At 60.2% G+C, this 18,495-nt stretch carries 13 protein-coding genes; 4 read left to right on the top strand and 9 right to left on the bottom strand.

Going from position 1 to position 18,495, the window contains the following annotated elements; genetic code table 11:
• Positions 1 to 64 precede the first annotated feature (64 nt).
• Complete coding sequence (locus LG047_RS03730) at positions 65 to 487, top strand: lasso peptide biosynthesis B2 protein (protein WP_227965501.1); 423 nt, start codon at positions 65 to 67, stop codon at positions 485 to 487.
• 59 nt (positions 488 to 546) lie between these two features.
• On the opposite strand, the gene LG047_RS03725 is transcribed toward LG047_RS03730, so the two are convergent.
• The 6 genes from LG047_RS03725 to LG047_RS03700 all read right to left on the bottom strand — a co-directional run bounded on the left by LG047_RS03725 (position 547) and on the right by LG047_RS03700 (position 6,270).
• Positions 547 to 933, bottom strand: a complete 387-nt coding sequence (locus LG047_RS03725) for a hypothetical protein (protein WP_227964445.1) — start codon at positions 931 to 933, stop codon at positions 547 to 549.
• Positions 917 to 2,518, bottom strand: a complete 1,602-nt coding sequence (locus tag LG047_RS03720) for an IS66 family transposase (RefSeq protein ID WP_227965493.1) — start codon at positions 2,516 to 2,518, stop codon at positions 917 to 919. The genes LG047_RS03725 and LG047_RS03720 overlap by 17 nt, the downstream gene beginning before the upstream one ends.
• A gap of 72 nt (positions 2,519 to 2,590) precedes the next feature.
• Positions 2,591 to 2,938: an IS66 family insertion sequence element accessory protein TnpB gene (tnpB, locus tag LG047_RS03715; RefSeq protein WP_227964450.1), complete on the bottom strand. Its 348-nt coding sequence runs from the start codon at positions 2,936 to 2,938 to the stop codon at positions 2,591 to 2,593.
• Positions 2,935 to 3,306 (bottom strand): transposase, encoded by a 372-nt coding sequence (locus LG047_RS03710; protein WP_051134341.1) that lies wholly within the window; start codon positions 3,304 to 3,306, stop codon positions 2,935 to 2,937. The genes tnpB and LG047_RS03710 overlap by 4 nt, the downstream gene beginning before the upstream one ends.
• A gap of 423 nt (positions 3,307 to 3,729) precedes the next feature.
• Positions 3,730 to 4,956: a glycosyltransferase family 4 protein gene (locus LG047_RS03705; RefSeq protein ID WP_227965486.1), complete on the bottom strand. Its 1,227-nt coding sequence runs from the start codon at positions 4,954 to 4,956 to the stop codon at positions 3,730 to 3,732.
• A 12-nt stretch (positions 4,957 to 4,968) separates the two neighbouring features.
• The gene (locus LG047_RS03700) at positions 4,969 to 6,270 is read right to left on the bottom strand and encodes a UDP-glucose/GDP-mannose dehydrogenase family protein (RefSeq protein WP_227965484.1); all 1,302 of its coding nucleotides are present in this window, start codon (positions 6,268 to 6,270) and stop codon (positions 4,969 to 4,971) included.
• Positions 6,271 to 6,492: 222 nt separating this feature from the next.
• On the opposite strand from LG047_RS03700, the gene LG047_RS03695 reads away from it, so the two are divergent.
• On the top strand, positions 6,493 to 7,479 hold the full coding sequence (locus LG047_RS03695) for a UDP-glucuronic acid decarboxylase family protein (RefSeq protein ID WP_227965482.1): 987 nt from the start codon (positions 6,493 to 6,495) through the stop codon (positions 7,477 to 7,479).
• Between the two features lie 77 nt (positions 7,480 to 7,556).
• On the opposite strand, the gene LG047_RS03690 is transcribed toward LG047_RS03695, so the two are convergent.
• Positions 7,557 to 8,810, bottom strand: coding sequence for a sugar transferase (locus LG047_RS03690; RefSeq protein WP_227965480.1), 1,254 nt, complete (start codon positions 8,808 to 8,810; stop codon positions 7,557 to 7,559).
• Between the two features lie 427 nt (positions 8,811 to 9,237).
• Here LG047_RS03690 and LG047_RS03685 point away from each other — a divergent pair, with 427 nt between their 5' ends.
• Together LG047_RS03685 and LG047_RS03680 are read left to right on the top strand one after the other, a co-directional pair.
• Positions 9,238 to 10,002 (top strand): metallophosphoesterase, encoded by a 765-nt coding sequence (locus LG047_RS03685; RefSeq protein ID WP_227965479.1) that lies wholly within the window; start codon positions 9,238 to 9,240, stop codon positions 10,000 to 10,002.
• A 478-nt stretch (positions 10,003 to 10,480) separates the two neighbouring features.
• Positions 10,481 to 12,994: an alginate export family protein gene (locus LG047_RS03680; protein WP_227965476.1), complete on the top strand. Its 2,514-nt coding sequence runs from the start codon at positions 10,481 to 10,483 to the stop codon at positions 12,992 to 12,994.
• A gap of 206 nt (positions 12,995 to 13,200) precedes the next feature.
• On the opposite strand, the gene LG047_RS03675 is transcribed toward LG047_RS03680, so the two are convergent.
• Positions 13,201 to 15,654: an arylsulfatase gene (locus LG047_RS03675; RefSeq protein ID WP_227965475.1), complete on the bottom strand. Its 2,454-nt coding sequence runs from the start codon at positions 15,652 to 15,654 to the stop codon at positions 13,201 to 13,203.
• A gap of 140 nt (positions 15,655 to 15,794) precedes the next feature.
• On the bottom strand, positions 15,795 to 18,113 hold the full coding sequence (locus LG047_RS03670) for a tetratricopeptide repeat protein (RefSeq protein WP_227965474.1): 2,319 nt from the start codon (positions 18,111 to 18,113) through the stop codon (positions 15,795 to 15,797).
• Between the last annotated feature and the right edge of the window lie 382 nt (positions 18,114 to 18,495).

Below are 18,495 nucleotides of genomic sequence, written 5' to 3'. Positions count from 1 at the left end.
GCGTCGTCAATTGTTTGCATAGCGCTCCTGATGTCGAGAGTAATGATTGAACAGATGGCGGCGCATGACAGGCCTCTCGTTCTCCGACTGTCGCTATCTTCTGACGGCTTGCGCCGAACTCCTCCTCGCGCGACTCATTTTTCGGACGGTCTCTATTGACCGGATTTTGGTCGGTTTTCAGCCGCGTACATCCGCAGTCGAGAAGAGATTGTCGCTGCCGGAGTCGCCGGTAGATGTGGAACGGGTCGGATGGGCGCTCGCGGCTGCGGCGAGCCGTGTTCCCTGGCGCTCGGATTGCATGATTCAGGCGCTTGCAGCCAATAACTGGTTGCGTCGATATAATTTTGACACTGAGTTTTATCTCGGCGCGACCAAAGATGCGTCTGGCGAGCTTTTAGCGCATGCCTGGTTGCGGTGCGGGGGCGCCACTGTCGTGGGAGGTCATCATGAAGAGTTTTCGGTAATTATCGGGCCATCTTCCCCGTAGCCGTCCGGCGTAGGCCGCAGGCGCTGCGTGCGGGATGATTGGCGGGTCGATCTGCCAATTTATACGGGATGCAGGAGTCCGTCGGATTTTAGAGTTTCGATGGCCTTGTGTAGATTTAGGCCGCGATAGACTCGGAACCACTCGCCGGTGTGGCGACGCCACTGAATGTCGAAGCGGTCGGGGCTGATCCAATCGAGGCGAGCGAAGGGCGCATCGAACTCTTCGCCCTGATTGTCGGGGAAGCCGGAACGGTAACGTTGGATGAGGCGATATTTGGCGCCGTGCCATTTGCCGAGAATATCGACCGGATAGTTGAACTCGGTCGGTTGGATCGAAGGCAGGAAGCGAGGCTTCAGGAAGTCATTGATCAACAGCTCGCAGGCGGCGGTGACGCGCGCTTTTTCGGCCTCGGAGAATGCGGCGTTCGGCTTAAGCAGCTTGCGCATGGCTCATATGCGCCTTCCGCCAATTCCATGGCAGCAGTTCATCGAGCCGATGCGCGGGGTGCGCGGCGATGCGGGCGAGGACGTCGGCGAGCCAGGTCTGCGGATCGACGCCGTTCATCTTCGCCGTGACGATGAGGCTGTACATCGCCGCGGCGCGTTGACCGCCGCGATCAGATCCGCAGAACAACCATGACTTTCTTCCCAAAGCGATGCCGCGCAGGCCGCGCTCGGCGGCATTGTTGGACAAGCAGACGCGCCCATCGTCGAGGAACAGCGTGAAGGCCGGCCAGCGCTTCAGCATGTAATGGATCGCCTTGGCGAGATCGTGCCCGCGCGAGAGTTTGGCGAGTTGTTCGCGCAGATAGCTTTCCAGCGCGTCGACGAGCGGGCGGCTCGACGCCTGTCGAACGACGAGGCGTTCCTCCGCGCTCTTGCCTTTGATCGACCGCTCGATCGCAAACAGCGCGTCGATCCGACGAACGACCTCGATCGCGATCGGCGACAGCGGCATCTCCTTCTTGCCCGAAGCCTTGCGCCGCGCATTCTCGTCGATGTCCGCCATTGCGAAGAACGGGCGCCTCGCATGGACCCAGCACGCGGCCTCGCGGATCGGGCCGGGCGCGCGCCCTGCCAGATAGAGCTTGCCGTAACCGTCATTGGCGTCGGCTTGCAGGATGCCGGACCAGTTCGCCAGATGGCCCTGTGGATGTTCGCCGCGCCGATCGCGCGAGTAATAGAACATCGCCGCCGGCGGCCCGGCGCCGCCGAAGGGCGCGTCGTCGCGCACATAGACCCAGCAGCGGCCTGTGTCGGTCTTGCCCTTGGCCAGCACAGGAACCGTGGTGTCGTCCCCGTGCAGCCGCTCGGCTGCGAGGACATGCGCCTCGACAAGACGCCGCAGCGGATCGAGCGCGGCGCAGATGGAGCCGACGGCGTCGGCCATGGTCGACAAGGCGATCGGCGCGCCTTCGAGCGCATAGCGCTCGGCTTGACGGTTCAGTGGTTGATGCTGGCCAAACTTCTCGAAGGCGATCATCGCCAAGAGGCTCGGCCCCGCCCAGCCGCGCGCAACGACATGGAACGGCGCCGGCGCCTGGGTGATCTTCTCGCAGTCCCGGCAGGTGAACTTCTCCCGCACGGTCTCGATGACCTTCCACTGGCGCGGCGTCGTCTCCAGCGTCCGCGTCACATCCTCGCCGAGCTTGCGCAGGCGCGAACCACCGCAGCAGGCGCAGGTCGTCGGCGCCTCGACGACCACGCGCTCGCGCGGCAGATGCTCAGGAAAAGTGTTGCGCTCCGGCCGCTTGCGCTCGAAGCCGGCGACGGTGGTCGTCTTTGCGACGGCGCGCTCCGCAGCGAGTTCGTCCTCGGTCGCGCTCGCTTCCAGCTCTTCGAGTTCGAGCGACAACTGATCGAGCAGCCGCGCCGAGCGCTCCGACTTTTGCCCGTAGATCTGGCGCTGCAATTTGGCGATCTGGAGCTTTTGCGCGGCGATCAGCGCCATGTCTTCCGACGCCTTCGCGAGCGCGACGGCGAACTGCGCTTTCAGCGCGGCGTTTTCGTCGAGAAGGGCGGCTGCGTCCATGAGGCGAAGTGAATCACAAAACCCGCGATTTGTGGCGCCTCAAACAGCAGACGACCCCAGCTTTTTTGCGTCTCACCCCGCGCTTTGCGGCCTGAAGGTGAGTTGCGGGTTTCGCCAGTCGATCCCTTCCAGCATATAGGCCATCTGCCCGGCCGAGATCGACACCGCGCCCGCGCTCGCCGAGGGCCAGATGAACTTTCCGCGGTCGAGCCGCTTGGCGTAAAGCGACAGCCCGATCCCGTCGTGCCAGAGGATTTTCGCGAGATCGCCGCGGCGACCCCGGAAAATGTAAAGGTCGCCCGCGTGAGGGTCGCGCTTCAACTGCTCCTGCACCTGAAGCGCCAGGCCCCGCATGCCCCGCCGCATGTCGGTATGGCCGGTCGCGATCCAGACCCGGCAGCCCGCCGGCAACGGGATCATCGGCGCAGCGCCTTCACGACCCGCGACAGCGCGGCTGTCTCGACATCGGCCCACACAATGATCCGATCACCGTCGGCGAGCACGATCTCCATCTGGCCGGTCGACCCTGGAGCGGAATACTCCGCCGTCGCGTCCGGCGTGATCGTCACCGGCAGGATCGGCGCGCGTCCCTGCGGCGCAGCCAGATCGAGGCCGAACTGCCGGCGCCAGGTGAAGAGCTGGTTGGCGTTGAGGTCGTAGCGTCGTGCGACCTCGGCGATCGAAGCGCCGTCCTCGAGGCTCTCGTCGACGATCCGGCGCTTCTCATCGAGAGCCCATGATCGGCGCTTGCGACGGAGAGCCGGCGGATCGTCATCGTTGCGCGACATCGGCGATAGTGCCCGCTTGTAATAGTAGTGGACACGATCATCGCGCCAGCCGTCACCCAGCTATTCCGAAATCCGAGCTCACCGCCAGGCGGCCGCCGCCGGAGGGATACTCTTCCCCGGCGGATTGCGCCCATCAAAAGAATGGATAAGGCCCGCCTGGACCGGCTCTCGAAGACGCCGCGCCTGTCTGATCCTACCGTTCCAACCTGATGCGCCACAAATAGTTGCGAGATATTCCAGCTGTTGTTCCCATGGCTTGAGGCGTTGCGCCGTTCGAAGCCATCTGCGATATTATCATGGTTGGACCCGGCGTTGGACGCTGATCAAAAGTAGTCCGCTGTTTCGTTTTACTCGCCATGCGCCGTTCGACCAGCTCTACTCAGCGCGGTGGAGGGGTCGAAACACGCGCAATTTCGCGCCGACCTATTGGCGCGACGTCGCCTCCAACAAATGTTCCCACCGCTGCAATGCCTCGCGTCTTCGATAGTTGGCCTCAAGCATACTGCGCGCATTGTGTCCCATTTCTTGCAGGCGACTTGCGTCGCCTTTCAGTTCAAGTATCAGGTCGGCGAGGCTAACGGAGTCTCCCGGCGAGACCGTCGCCCCACAGGCATAACGAGCCGTCAGCCGCGCGATTTCACCGTCAGGATCACAGACGGCGATCGTTGCGCGCCCGGCGGCGGCGACGCCATAAAATTTGCTTGGAACAATTAGGCCCTCCATGGAGGGGCGTAGGGAAATCCAGTGAACATCCGGAACGGAAAGGGAAAACGCCAGTCGTGACACGTCCTGATACGGTTGAAACCGAAACATATGGGCGAGATCGCGCTGCTCGATGTCCGCTTTCAGTGTTTTCGTGAGGTGGCCGCCGCCGATAAATAAAAAGATGATGTCCGGTTGTGCCCGCAATCGCTCGGCGGCGCCGAGAAGCGTATGGTATTCGTGGGCGCGGCCCAGGTTGCCGGAATAGCCGACGACGAATTTCCCTGTCATGCCCCATTCAGCGCGCAGAGCATTGCATTTGGCCGACCGTGGGACGATGTTTTCGTCGTCGCACCAATTCGCAATCGTTTCAATTCGCTCAGAGGAGACTCCGCAGGCCCCGACCCGGTCACGCATGCGCTCGCCGATTGCGACATTTTTCGCTGCGATCTTAAGGCTTGCATTACGCGCCGCGACGAGTAATGGCGTCACAGGCGCCAGCGCCGTCATGCCCAGCCCGAGCGCGACTTCGGGATAGAGATCCTGCAGCCAATTGATAAGGCGCACTCCTTTGGCGCGCGCGATCGGCGCCAGCGCGGCGCCAATGAGCGGGGGATCGGTCTTAACAACAAGACAATCGTCTCGGTTCGCGAGTCGCAGGGCGGCAACTGCAAATGTTCGATACATCGCGAGGTAATCCGCGGCCCGACCGAAAGTCGTGTTGCGGCCAAATCTCGGTTCACAAACGCGGTGCACTGTTACGCCGTCGACCGTTTCAAGCGGCGGGAGGTCCGCGGCTGGATCGTCGTATAGCCCGCGGCTCGTGATGACCGAAACATTCGTGCCGCGACGCGCGAGATGGAAGGCGAGATCCGAAAGAAGTTGACTGGTCGCGGAATGATCCGGCCAGAAGAATCGATTCACGAATATGACACGCGACGCAGGCATCGGCGGTAAGAGTCAGCGCCCGACGCTGACATAGGCGAAGCCGCGCTTGCGGATGTCTGCGGGTCGGTAGACATTGCGCAGATCGACGATGATCGGCTGTTTCAGCAGGCTCTTTACGCGGTCGAGATCCAGCGCGCGGAAAGCGTCCCATTCGGTGACGATGGCGAGCGCGTCGGCGCCCTCGAGCGCCGAATAGGCGTCGTCGTGGAAGGTCACTTCCGGCATCAGCGGGCGCGCCTGCTCCATGCTCTCGGGATCATAGGCGTGCACCTCGGCCCCGTCGCCGGCCAGCGAGGCGACGATGGCGAGCGACGGCGCGTCGCGCATGTCGTCGGTGTTGGGCTTGAAGGCCAGACCCAGCAGCGCGATCTTCTTGCCGCGCACGGAGCCGCCGAGCGCCATGATGATCTTGCGCGCCATGGCGCGCTTGCGGGCGTCGTTCACCGCCACCACCGTCTCGACGATGCGCAGGCTCGAGCCTTCGTCCTGCCCGGTCTTGATCAGCGCCAGCGTGTCCTTCGGGAAGCAGGAGCCGCCATATCCCGGCCCGGCGTGCAGGAATTTGGCGCCGATGCGCTTGTCGAGACCGATGCCGCGCGCGACCTCCTGCACGTCGGCGCCGACCTTCTCGCACAAATCGGCGATCTCGTTGATGAAGGTGATCTTGGTGGCGAGAAAGGCGTTGGCGGCGTATTTGGTCAGCTCCGAGGTGCGGCGGCCCACGAAGACCAGCGGCGGCGCGTTGAGCGACAGCGGCCGGTAGATCTCCTCCATCACCTCGCGGGCGCGCGGGTCTTCCACGCCGATCACGACGCGGTCGGGCCGCTTGAAATCCTCGATGGCGGCGCCCTCGCGCAGGAACTCCGGATTGGAGACGACGGCGAAATCGGCGGCGGGATTGACCTCGCGGATGATGCGCTCGACCTCGTCGCCGGTGCCGACGGGCACGGTGGATTTGTTGACGACGACGGTGAAGCCATCGAGCGCCGAGGCGATCGTCTTCGCGGCGGCGTAGACGAAGGAGAGATCGGCGTGTCCGTCGCCGCGGCGCGAGGGCGTGCCCACCGCGATGAAGATGGCGTCCGCGCCCTTGACGGCGGGTTCGAGATCGGTGGTGAAGGAGAGGCGGCCCTGCCTGACGTTATTGGCGACGAGTTCGTCGAGGCCGGGCTCGAAGATCGGAATTTCCCCCCTCTTCAGCCGATCGATCTTGGAGGCGTCGGCGTCGACGCAAATCACCTTGTGACCAAAATCCGCAAAGCAGGCGCCCGACACGAGACCCACATAACCCGAACCAATCATCGTGATGTTCACTTGACGCCTCGATTTAATTCAAAGTCGCTACACTCGACAGCGATTTAACATCTTCAATACCGGCGAGCAATCCGGTTCAGCAATACAACTTAAGGTCGTATAAGTGACTTGACGATTGTGGGAGCACTTGTAAATCAAATTATATTGCAGGAAAAATATCTAGACAACAACGGCTCTTGACTGCTTATAGATTGTCGTATTGTGAAATGGCGGAGTGAACATATGCACAAGCGCATACTTGTGACGGGAGGCGCTGGGTTCCTGGGCTCCCATTTATGTGAGCGCCTTCTCGACGCCGGCCACGACGTGCTCTGCGTCGATAATTTTTTTACCGGGACGCGAAGAAATATCCGCCATCTCCTCGAAAACCGTTCGTTCGAGCTGTTGCGACACGATGTCACTTTTCCACTTTATGTAGAGGTCGATGAGATTTACAATCTTGCTTGCCCCGCGTCGCCGATTCATTATCAGTTTGATCCGGTTCAGACGACAAAGACCAGCGTGATCGGCGCGATCAATATGTTGGGGTTGGCGAAGCGGTTGAAAATCAAGTTGCTTCAGGCGTCGACATCGGAAGTTTACGGCGATCCGACGATCCATCCCCAGAAAGAGGAATATTGGGGCAACGTGAATCCGATCGGCTTTCGGTCCTGCTACGACGAGGGGAAGCGTTGTGCTGAGACGCTGGTGTTCGATTATGTTCGACAGCATAGGATGCCGGCGAAAGTTGTGCGTATTTTCAACACTTACGGACCCCGCATGCACCCGAATGACGGGCGCGTCGTGTCGAATTTTGTGGTACAGGCGTTGACCGGGAGAGACATTACTCTTTATGGCGGCGGCAGTCAGACACGCTCGTTCTGTTATGTCGATGACCTTGTGGATGCGATGATGCGGATGATGGCGACCGGCCCCGAAGTCACAGGACCGATCAATATCGGCAATCCGACAGAATTTACGATCCGGGAGCTGGGCGAATTAATTCTGGAATTGACCGGTTCGAAATCGAAACTTGTATTCGAGCCGTTGCCCTCCGACGATCCGAAACAGCGTCAGCCGAACATTGACAGGGCCAGGGATATTCTCGGCTGGGAGCCGACCGTAGGACTGCGCGAAGGATTGCTCAAGACGATTGAATATTTCGACGATCTGCTCAGGAAAGGCGACAGGCCGAACGAAGTTGGGGCTAGCCGCGTTCTCGTAAGTTGATTCAAAAAGCAAAAGAGCGACATCGATGAACGTCGCTCCTGGGTCAAAACGTGGCGCGCCGCCGAGCGCGCCTTTTTTTATTCCGCCGCCTGCGGATACTCCATTTCACGCTGACGCAGGGAAATAGCCTCTTCGATGGCGTTCTGATTTATTTTCTCACCCGTTAGCGCGAACAAGACCGTATTCACGAGAATCTTCAGATCGAGATAGAAGGATGCGTTGCGTATGTACCACACGTCCAGCGCATCTTTTTCTTCAGGCGTGACGATCGTGCCTCCGTTGATCTGCGCCCAGCCAGTGACGCCGGGGCGGACAAGGAGGCGCAATCGAGGATCGCTCGGCTGATCGTGCGGGAGAAGCGGCCGCGGACCGATCAATGACATATCGCCAATCAGCACATTGAAAAGCTGCGGAATTTCATCGAGTCGAGACGCGCGGATTAAGCGGCCGATCTTCGACAGCCGTTGCGCTTCAGGAATGAAACGTCCGGTTCCGTCGAAAGGCGCATGATAGGTGCGGAACTTGTAAAGAAGGAATTTGCGTCCGTTTCGACCGACCCGCTGTTGCCAGAACAACGTCGGCGCACCGACGTCGTAAAACGTGACGCCGGCGACGAGGAGGGCGATCGGCGCTAGCCCAATCAGCAGTCCGGCGGCGGCGACGACGTCGAAAAATCTTTTAAATTCCATATATCCATTGAATTGTTCGTCGCCGGCGAGCGTCGAAGGCGGCTGGGCGCATAGCGGAGCGAGATTGAATGCCTCGGAGAGACGCTGGAAGGGAAGGCCGAGAGAAGCGCATCGCGCGCCGATGCGGTCGATGACGTCGAGAGGAAGCGGAGCGTCGTCGGAGAGCCAGACTTCGTGAATATCGACGCCATGCACGGCATATTCCTTGATGACGGCTTCCAGATCGTCGGCAAGGCCGACGATTTTGATCCCGCTGATTTTTCTTCCCACGTTGGAGGTGCGCTGATCCAGCGCTGCGATGACCTGAGTCGTTCGCGGCTTCTGGTATTCCGTCAGTTTGATCGCGACGGCTGCGAAACGGTCGACGCCGATGAGGATTATGCGGCGGAGATCCGGCGACGCCGGGGTCGTGGGGGCGTTCGTCATGTCCCGGGGTGACTTGAACTCCCTATACAGCGCTCTTGCTGCAATTCGCGTTGAAATCAGGCCGCAACCCAAAACGAGGCCGAAGATCAGCGGCGTCGAGCGAGGAACGCCATCGAGGCGCGTGAACACGAAGAGCGTGGAGCTGCTCGCGGCGACGGTGCAGGCGACGGCGCCGCAAATAGCGAAAGCGTCATGAATGGAAAAGAACCGGCTCATGCTGTCGCTGAGCCGGAAAAAGAGAAAAGAGGCGAAAGCGCAAAGAATTGATACGAAGGCGTATACATAGGTTTCGGGGACGTGCGCAGGGAAGCCGCTGGGGTCGAGGAGGGCAGGGTCTCGTAACGCAAGCGCGACAAAGGGTGCGCAGACGGCCAAAAAAGCATCGTAAGAATTAAGTTTTAGCCTGAGTTTTGTTCTTGATGTGGGCGCAGAAATTCGCATGCCGAGCCCTTTTGTTCTAGATCGCGATTAAGAAAGAAAGTAGTGTTGTCTGTAAACAGATGTTTTCAAATTCAGGCAAAAATATGGCGCCGTGATCGCGGCTGTGGAAAGTCGGCGACATAATATGGTAATCCGGTTTCGTTTTTGGACTTGGCCCGGCAGCGCGCCTTTGCGCTCGGGCCTTGAAGTTTGGGCCAGACCAATGGCGCTTTCGCGACTGAAGCAATTCCTGAAGCCGGCCCCGAAGGCGTCTGCCTCGATTGAGGCCGGGCTGCGCCTTTATGTCATTGGCGATGTGCACGGCCGTCTGGATCTGCTCGATGATCTTTCGAAGCAGATCGCGGCCGATCTCGACGATGCGCCCGCGGACGTCCTGACAATATTCGTCGGCGACTATATTGATCGCGGCAGGGAAAGCGCGGGCGTCATCGATCGCCTGAACAGAGGCGAGTTTCCGACGCCATTTCACGCATTGCGTGGTAATCATGAGGAAATACTGCTGAAATTTCTGGAAGATGAGTCGGTGCTGGAGAGCTGGAGGAAATTCGGCGGGCTCGAGACGCTGCACTCCTATGGGGTTGATGTGAGCGAAGCGATGCGGGGGCGGGGGTATGACGCGGCGCGCAAGAAACTGCTGGAGCTGATGCCGGAGACACACCGCCGCTTTCTGGAGGGGACGGACTTATTCGCAACTCACGGGGATTATTTCTTCGTGCACGCCGGGGTTCGCCCGGGCGTCCCTGTTCACTTGCAAAATGCGGATGACCTCCTTTGGATTCGCGAAGAATTTCTTCGCTTTCGCGGACAATTCGACAAGGTTGTCGTTCATGGCCATACTCCGGTCGATGCGCCTGACGAGCAAGCCAACCGAATCAATGTCGATACGGGCGCCTTCGCCACCTCCGTCCTGACGGCCCTCGTCCTGGAGGGTGCAGATCGTCGGTTTCTTCAGACGCGGGCTCCCTGAGCGCGGCGAGATGTTTTGCCATCCAGCGCCGCTGCAGGGGTCGTAGTTCTCGCGCGGCAGCGTCCGCCCGGCTTGGTCACGAACGGCGGGCTGGGCGGCAATTGTTGATGAAAGCTACGGCGTCGCAGGCGGTCTTGTGATTGAAGCAGATCGCCTTCAGCTGCATTGGCGATTCCGCCACGCTCCACAGAAGGATTGCAGCATAGGAGTCTGCTCCCTCGCGACGGCAGTAGCCCCCCGCTGCGCCCTGCGAGCAAGGCGTCCGCTCTGTCGTCGTTCTCGCGGCGACATTGCCCGCGACGCTCCCGTGAGCGAAACATATTTGCAACAGGCCAGATATTGGATTCTGCTGTTCAAAATTTGCGCTTGAACTTGGGATCGCACAGCAGATAATCGCTATGTAAGAGACCTATATAGCGACTCGGCATAGCGCAACCGCTGTGAGCCGGGACGCTAAGCAGGAATGGAGCCATGGGCGATGGCGCGGGCGGAAAAAGAAGGGACGCTGGGCGTTATCGCGCTAGGCGCGCTCGGCGGTTTTTTGGTCATTGCGCCGGTCCCGGCTGGGGCCGGTGACAATAGCGCCGACAGCTATACGGAGACGGCGACCGCCAAAAAGAAAATGTTGGGCGCTGAGGCGAAAGGCGCTGCGTCAGGGTCGACCGAAAAAGCGGGAAAGAAAAGCTATTATGTTCCAACCCGCGGCTATCGGTTGGAGCCGCAGCCTGATGTGCCGCCCTATGTTCGGGAGCTTGGCAAGACATACAAGCAATTCGAGGGGATCGACTGGCTGGACGTCGGCCTCGATTCGCGCGTTCGCTTCGAATATCGGACAAACGACTATCGCCCGTGGACCGACACGAGCGGCAACCTGCCCATCCTGCAAAGACGAAATTTCCCCAACTCGCTGTGGCTTGAACGCACGCGCGCCTACCTTGGCGTCAAGAACATACTCGATCCATTGCGTTTCGTCGTGGAGTTCCAGGATTCGCGCGCTTTCAACAGTATTTATGAATTGCAGGGACAGGAAATCAATCAGTCAGAACTGATCTCGGCTTATGGAGAGCTGTATTTCAAGGACGCGTTTGGGAAAGATGATCGCGGCAATGATCGTCCCCTTATCCTGCGCGCCGGTCGATTTCACCTTGAACTGCTCGACAGGCGCCTGATCGCGGAAAATGAGTTCCGCAACACCACCAATAACTTCGAAGGCTTCCGCATCAAGGTCGGCAAGAGGGACAATGACTGGGATCTCGACAGTTTCCTGATGCGCCCGGTGGTGCGCTATCCGTACTGGTTCGACCGCCCCGACTGGCAGAACTGGATATATGGCAGCGTTCTCAGCATTCGCCGCTGGTCGGAATATGCGACCGTTCAGCCCTACTTCATCGGCCGCAAGCAATATGGCGACCCGCTGAACGTCTCCAGCGGACTCAAGGTTCATCGCGACACCTATGCGCCGGGTCTACGCGTTTATGGCGTGCTCGGCAACTTCGACTATGACTTCGACATCAACAAGCAAATGGGCGAAGTTGGAGAATTCCGCGATCTCGGGACGCGCAGAAACGCCATTCAGACGACACTCCAGCATGACGCCATCGGCTATGGTTTTGAGGCGGGTTACACGTTCTCGGACCATCCGTGGAAGCCGCGCGTGAGCGCCGTCTATGTCTACGGCACCGGGAACAAAAGTCCGTATGACAGCGTCAACCAGAACTTCGATCCCTTCTATGGCTTCAATCAGCCATTTTCGCGCAATGATTATCTCGGCTGGAACAACGCGAAGAACGTCAAGGCGCGGCTGGAGTTCGAACCGGCCAAAAATACGCAGATCGACACGGCCTTCAGCGCCTATTGGCTGGCGAGCACGGCGGCTGCGTGGGATCGCGCCAATTTATACGCCCCCCTCGGCAACAGGGGTGATTTCATGGGGACAGAATATGACATCCGTATCCGTCACAAGTTGAATCAGTTCATCAATCTCACCGCCAGCTATGCGCGTTTCTGGCCGGGCTCCTTCACCTCGAGTTTCGCGCCGCCGACGTCGCTGCAATGGCCGCCGGTCGCCTGGCCCGGGCAATCCGCGCTCGGACAGACCGGATCGACGAACGGCCTGACCGCGCGGCCCACCGATTTCTTCTATCTGGAAGTCTCGGCGAACGGCTTCGGCGACGGACAGCCCATCGCCAAACCGCCGGGTTCCGATTTCTTCGCCAGCATGGCGCCGGATGCGCCGCCCGCGCCGCGTCCCAGCTGGACGGACGTCTATGTCGGTCTCAATGGCGGCGGCGCATGGTCCAGCCCTGCGTCGAACGTGCAGGTTGTGGGCGTCGGCCCGGCGCCGGCGAGCTTGCCTGTCGCTTTCAGCGCGGCGCCGATCGATACGGGCAACCATCTCGCCGGCTTCATCGGCGGTCTGCAGCTCGGCGCGAACTGGAATTTTTCGGGCAATTTCCTCGCCGGCGTCGAGACCGATCTCCACGGCGTCTCGGGAAACACGGACACGAAATGGCAGCTCACGTCGGCCAATGGCGGCGGCGATACGTTCCTGACCTATGAGCAGCGCACGGCGACGCTGAACTATCTCGGCACGGTCCGGGGCCGCCTCGGCTATCTCGCGACGCCGACGCTGGTCGTCTATGGAACCGGCGGCATGGCCTATGGCGGCGTCGTTTCCAATACGGCGATTTTCACCCGACGCGTCGGCGGCACGAGTCAGACGCAGGTCAATCCCGTGTTCCAGGACACGCTGGTTGGATGGTCGGCCGGCGGCGGCGTGGAGTGGATGTTTTTGCCCAACTGGAGCGCCAAGGTCGATTACCTGCATTATGACCTCGGCAATGCGCGCGCCTCCGGCTTTGCGGCGCCGAGCAGCGGCGCCTTCAATTACAACGCCTCGACGTCCACCCGGTTCAACGGCGATCTGGTTCAGGCAGGCGTGAACCGCCACTTCGATCTGTTCGCCGCAGAGCCGGCCGTCGCCAGGAATTGATGAAGTATCCGCAGCGGCGCGGAATCTCCGGATAGCCTCGAGCCGCACTTATGCGGCAGGAGGGCTTCGTCGGCATGAATAACGATTGTGGACGCGCCTTCATGCTCGATCAAACTCGGCGAATTTGGATTCGCCGAATTTGCCCTCGCATCATGTCTTGTCGCGCGTTCGAGCGGAAAATCGCCCACACATATCCTGAACGAGTTTTAATCCGCGATTGCCTTCGCCGCAGCGCCGTACTTTCGCGCTTTTTCTGCGTCGTCGATTTCAACCTTTTTTCCCGGCTTCAGCTCGACCGTCACCTTCTCGATCGCGCCCGTGAATTCGGCGGGCGACTTATAGGTCTCCGTGACGGGTGTGCTTTTGTCGGCGCCGACGTCGACGCCGTCTTCCAGCGAAAAGGCGCAGCATTGCGTCTCCTCGACGCGTCCGCTCGCGACCTTTTCATCATTCACGTAAAGCGTAGCGTTTCCGCCTTTTCCCAAGCCGCCGCCATCATAATCGAAGTCTAGGCGGATGGACGACTTGCCTGCGCGGAGCGGCTGTTTCGCGGCGACGACGTAGTGACGAAGACCGACGAAGTTATATTCGTAAGTCGGTTTGCCGTTCTTCAGATAGAGACTCCAGCCGCCGAAGCGCCCGCCCTGCGCCAGGATGACGCCATTGGCGCCGGACTTCGAGACATTCACATCTGCGTTAATCGTGTGAGAACGGTTTTTCACATTGATGAAGGCGTTTTCGGAAATGCCTGTCATTCCTTGATAAACAGTCAGCGAGGCGCGACCGGCCATCAGGTCGGGGCGTCCAACCAGACCTGCATTGAACCGCTCCGCGGTCCGGTCGTCGATGGGCAGCACGGAATATTTAACGGCTTCCTTCATGAAGAGGTTCTGCAGTTCCTTCAGCTTCTCGGGCTTGTTCGTCGCGAGGTCATTCACGAGACTGAAGTCGCCGCGCGTGTCATAGAGCTCCCATTTGTCGTCTTCGAGCTTGGCGCGTGGCTGATATTCCCAAGGCGCGCGGTGGACAGTCCCGGCGATCCAGCCATCGTGATAGATCGCGCGATTGCCAAACATTTCGAAATATTGCGTGGTGTGACGATCGGCGGCCTTGGCGTCCGCGAATGTATAGAGCAGGCTCACGCCTTCGATCGGTTCCTGCATCGTCCCGTTGACGGTCTTGGGTTCGGGCAGGTGAGCCGCCTCCAGAACCGTCGGCGCGATGTCGATGACGTGATGCCATTGCGAGCGCACCTCGCCTTTCGCCGAGACGCCCTTTGGCCAGTGCACGACCATGCCATTACGTGTGCCGCCATAGTTCGACGCGACCTGCTTCGTCCAGGTGAAAGGCGTGGCGCCTGCCACCGCCCAGCCCGCGGCGTAATGATTGTAAGTCTTGGGACTGCCGAGTTCGTTATAGTGCTTGAGCACGTCCTTGACGCTTTCCGGGACCATGTTGAAATAGGTCGACTCATTGTAGAGGCCGGCCATGCCGCCCTCGGCGCTCGCGCCGTTGTCGCCGACGATATAGAAAATCAGCGTGTCGTCGAGTTGCCCAACGGATTTGATCGCATCGATCAACCGCCCGACTTCCGTATCGGCGTATTCGCCGAAAGCGGCGAAGACTTCCATCTGACGCGCGAAAAGCTTCTTTTCATCCGCTGTCAGCGCGCTCCAGTCCTTTATGGCTTCCGGCTTCGGCGCCAGCTTCGTATCCGCCGGAACGACGCCGAGCTTCTTCTGGCGCTCCAACGTCTCTTCGCGCAGCTTATCCCAGCCCTGATCGAACTTGCCCTTGTATTTCGCGATCCATTCTTTCGGCACATGATGCGGCGCATGGGTGGCGCCCGGCGCGAAATAGATGAAGAAGGGCTTATCCGGCGTCAGCGACTTCTGGTAACGCACCCAGGCGACCGCCTGATTCGTCATGTCGGTCATGAAGTGGTAGTTGGGGTCTTTCGGCGTTTCTATCTGGTTCAGCCCGTCATAAATGAGCGGCGACCATTGATTGGTCTCGCCGCCGAGGAAGCCGTAAAACTTGTCGAACCCGGAGCGTGTCGGCCAGCGGTCGGTCGGACCCGAAGGACTCAGTTCCCACGCCGCCGTCTCATGCGATTTTCCAAAGGCGGCCGTGCTGTATCCGTTCAGCCGCAGCATCTCGGCGAGCGGCGCCACACTGTTTGGGCGCTGTCCGGTTTGTCCGGGAAAAGCGGTGGCGGTCTCGGTGATGGAGCCCATATTGTTCATATGATGATTGCGGCCGGAGAGCAGCGCGGCGCGCGTCGGCGAGCAAAGCGCCGTCGTGTGAAACTGATTGTAACGCAGCCCCGCGTTGGCGAGGCTTTCGACAGTTGGCATATGGATGGGGCCGCCGAAGGCGCTGGACTGTCCGAAACCCATATCGTCGATCAGCACAATCAGCACATTGGGGCTGCCTGTGGGCGCCCTCACCTCGAACCGAGGCGGCGGCGAGGCGTTGCGTGCGTCCATTACCGTGCTGTGCGGATATTGAGGTTCGGGGATGGGCAACACCGTGCGATCCATCGGCGTAACGACTTGCGCGGGAGCTAAAGCGGACTGCGCGGCGAGGGGAGACGCGCCGGGGAGCGCAAATGCCAATATGATCAGGAAATTTCCCAGATTACAGATCGAGATGTTCATGGAGACGATCTCCCTCGCGCCCTACTCGATAGTAGGACGGGACGTTACACGCAGAATGGAGCCACGGCCTCGAGACAACGTCAAGCGCAGATGCAGCGGGCGCGGGACGGCCAATCGAAAATTTCTGGGTTTCGTGCGCCCTATCGGTGATCCTTGAGCTCTGCAGCAAGTCGCGCGATTTCCGCGTCGTCGGGCGCCATCTCGGCGAGCGTGCTCGCCACGGGCGCGGCGCGCTTTACATCCTCGGCCTGAATCGCGTCCTGCAACTCGAGTTGCAAAATGTCCATGTCGTAAGGAAATCGTCGCAACGCCTTGTCGAGAAGCGCGCGGTATTCTTGCTCGCGTCCCAGCGATTGCAGCGCGACTATATGGACATAGGCGTAGCGCGACTCGTCGGGCGCCAATTCGACGGCGCGGCCAAGCTCCGAAATCGCTTCGTCATATCGCCTCTGCCGCACCAGACTCAAACCCAGCGCGTGATGGGCGGCGGCGGCGTCGGGAGAAATTGCAATCGCCTTGCGCAAAACCTTTTCGCTTTCCGCTTCCTTTCCCTGCCCGCGATAAAGGTCTGCGAGATTTACGGATAGCGGCGCCGCCGCGGGTTCAAGCTTCAGTCCCGCGAGATATTCCGCCTCGGCTTCCGCAGGCTTGCCGCGACGAAGGAGGAACATTCCAAGATTGGCGCGCCCCTCCGGCCGGTCAGCAATCAACCTCTGGCTCGCTTCATATTCAGCCCAGGCCGCTTCGAGACGCGAGGCGTCTTCCTTCGAAAGCGTGTCGACAGGCTGGTCCGCCAACGCAACCGCCGCCTCGATGCGAACGGAGCGCACAGGGTCCGACAATAGAGGTTCCGCGCGCCGCCAGCGCTGATCGAGCGGCAGCGATGGCGACAGCGCGCGCACCGCGGCCATGCGCACAATAGGATCAGGATCAGAGAGCGCCTTGTTCGTCGCTTGTTCCACCGACATCGAGGGCAATCTTTGCGCTTCGGAAATTGCAGTCGCGCGCGCGACGGCGGGCGTCGATGCGTCGTTGGCGAGTTTCAACAGAAGTTCTCGCGCGGACGGCTCCCCCAACCGCGCCTTGTGAAACGCCTCCGCCCAGTGCTGATAGCCCTTGCGAACCGGCCCATGCCATTGCTCGATTGCCTTCGCCGCCCAGCTTGCGGATCTATCCTTATGGCAGGCGTTGCAGCTATTTGGCGCGCCGAGCGTAACGGAAAGGTCGGGTCGCGGAATACGGAAAGAATGGTCATGACGCTCATCCACGACCATGTAGGTGCGCGCGGGCATGTGGCATGAAACGCAATCCGGCGCGCCCGGCCCGCTCGTGTGGCCGGTATGCGTCGCGGACGAGAAGCGTTCTGCTTGATGGCATTGCCCGCAAACGTCCGCGCGCGCGGCCTTTAGCCTGCCCGAATGCGGATCGTGACAATCGCTGCAATTGACGCCCCTCGCGTACATCAAACTCTGTTTGAAAAGATGATCATTGAAGACTTCGTCCTTCATCTGGCCGTCGTCCTCGAAAAGATCATGGGTCAGCAGTGCAGGCGCATGCGTGTCCTCGAGCGGCTTGCCGGGGCGCCAGTCTTCAGTGAGCTGGCCACGTCTCGAATGGCAGCGAGCGCATAATTCCACTTCGTCGCCAATCGGGCGCGACGCAGATTGCGCAGGGCTGCCGGTCTTCTCGTCAGGCGACCAGTCGATATGGGGTCGACGCGCATGCGCCGCTGCGAAACCCCGGTTTTTCGCGAGTGGATTGCGAGCGCCTTTCGCCCAGTCGACATGACCAGAGGCGCCCCCGTGGCAAGCTTCGCAGCCAACGCCCAACTCTGAGAAGCTGGTCCGAAAGCGATCCTCCTTCGCGTCATAATTTTTGTGTAGATCGGTCGTGTGACACTCCGCGCACATGAAGTTCCAGTTCTGCATGGAGCGGGTCCAATGCAGCGGATCGGAACTCGGCGTCGCCTGATCGGGGTAGAGATGGAACCAGCGCTGGCCGCCAGAGTCCTTTGGTCGCGTATCCCATGCCCAGGGCAGGGCCTGAAGGCGCCCGTCCGGAAAAGTCACGAGATATTGCTGCAAGGGCTCGACGCCGAAAGTATGACTGACCTCGAAGCGCGCCGTCTTGCCGTCGCGCCCGTCCGTTTCGACGACAAAACGGCCGCCGTCACGGAGGAATTTTCCTTTCGAGCCGTGGCTTTCGGCCGTCGCATTGTTGAAGTCGCCGCGCACGGTCTCCGTGGTCGCGGGCGCCATCGCAGCTGCGTGATGGGACTTTTTCCACGCGGCGCTCTCCGCCGGGTGACAGCCCGCGCAAGTCTCTGAACCTACATGAGACGAACCCGGTGACGTCGCTGAAGTCTGCTGCGCCAATGTGCTGCATGGGGGTCCGAAGAAAATCCATAGCGCAGCGACGATGAAGGCCGCAACTCGGGAAATCTCTTGCGCGATGGTCATATCATTCCCTGAAACCGAGTATCTTCGCGCGTCGTTCAAATACGCGACGAGTCATTCTCACTCGCCTGTCGACGCTTGCAAAGAGGGATCGAGACTCTCCCCCCGAGAAAAATCGAGGCTGGACGAAGCCGAACAAGGCAGCGCGGCTTGTTGAAGCGACCCCCCCCCCGACCCGCTATGGCGACTGGAAGGCCTTTTTTTCGATGGAAATCGTCGCGAAGCTCTTTGGCGTCTGGCGTGACCTTATCAGGAAGCTACGCGCCCCATTTCATTTCAATCTGCGGCGTAACCCCTCGGAATGTGCGCAGCATAATTTGAAGAAATGTAGCGACCGGCTTCTGGAACAGCCATTTCTAGTTGCGCCGACGCAGCCGATTGCACC

The organism is Methylocystis sp. WRRC1 (genome assembly GCF_020733155.1).
In the GTDB taxonomy this organism is placed as follows: domain Bacteria; phylum Pseudomonadota; class Alphaproteobacteria; order Rhizobiales; family Beijerinckiaceae; genus Methylocystis.
This window is presented reverse-complemented; position numbering and strand designations above follow the sequence as displayed.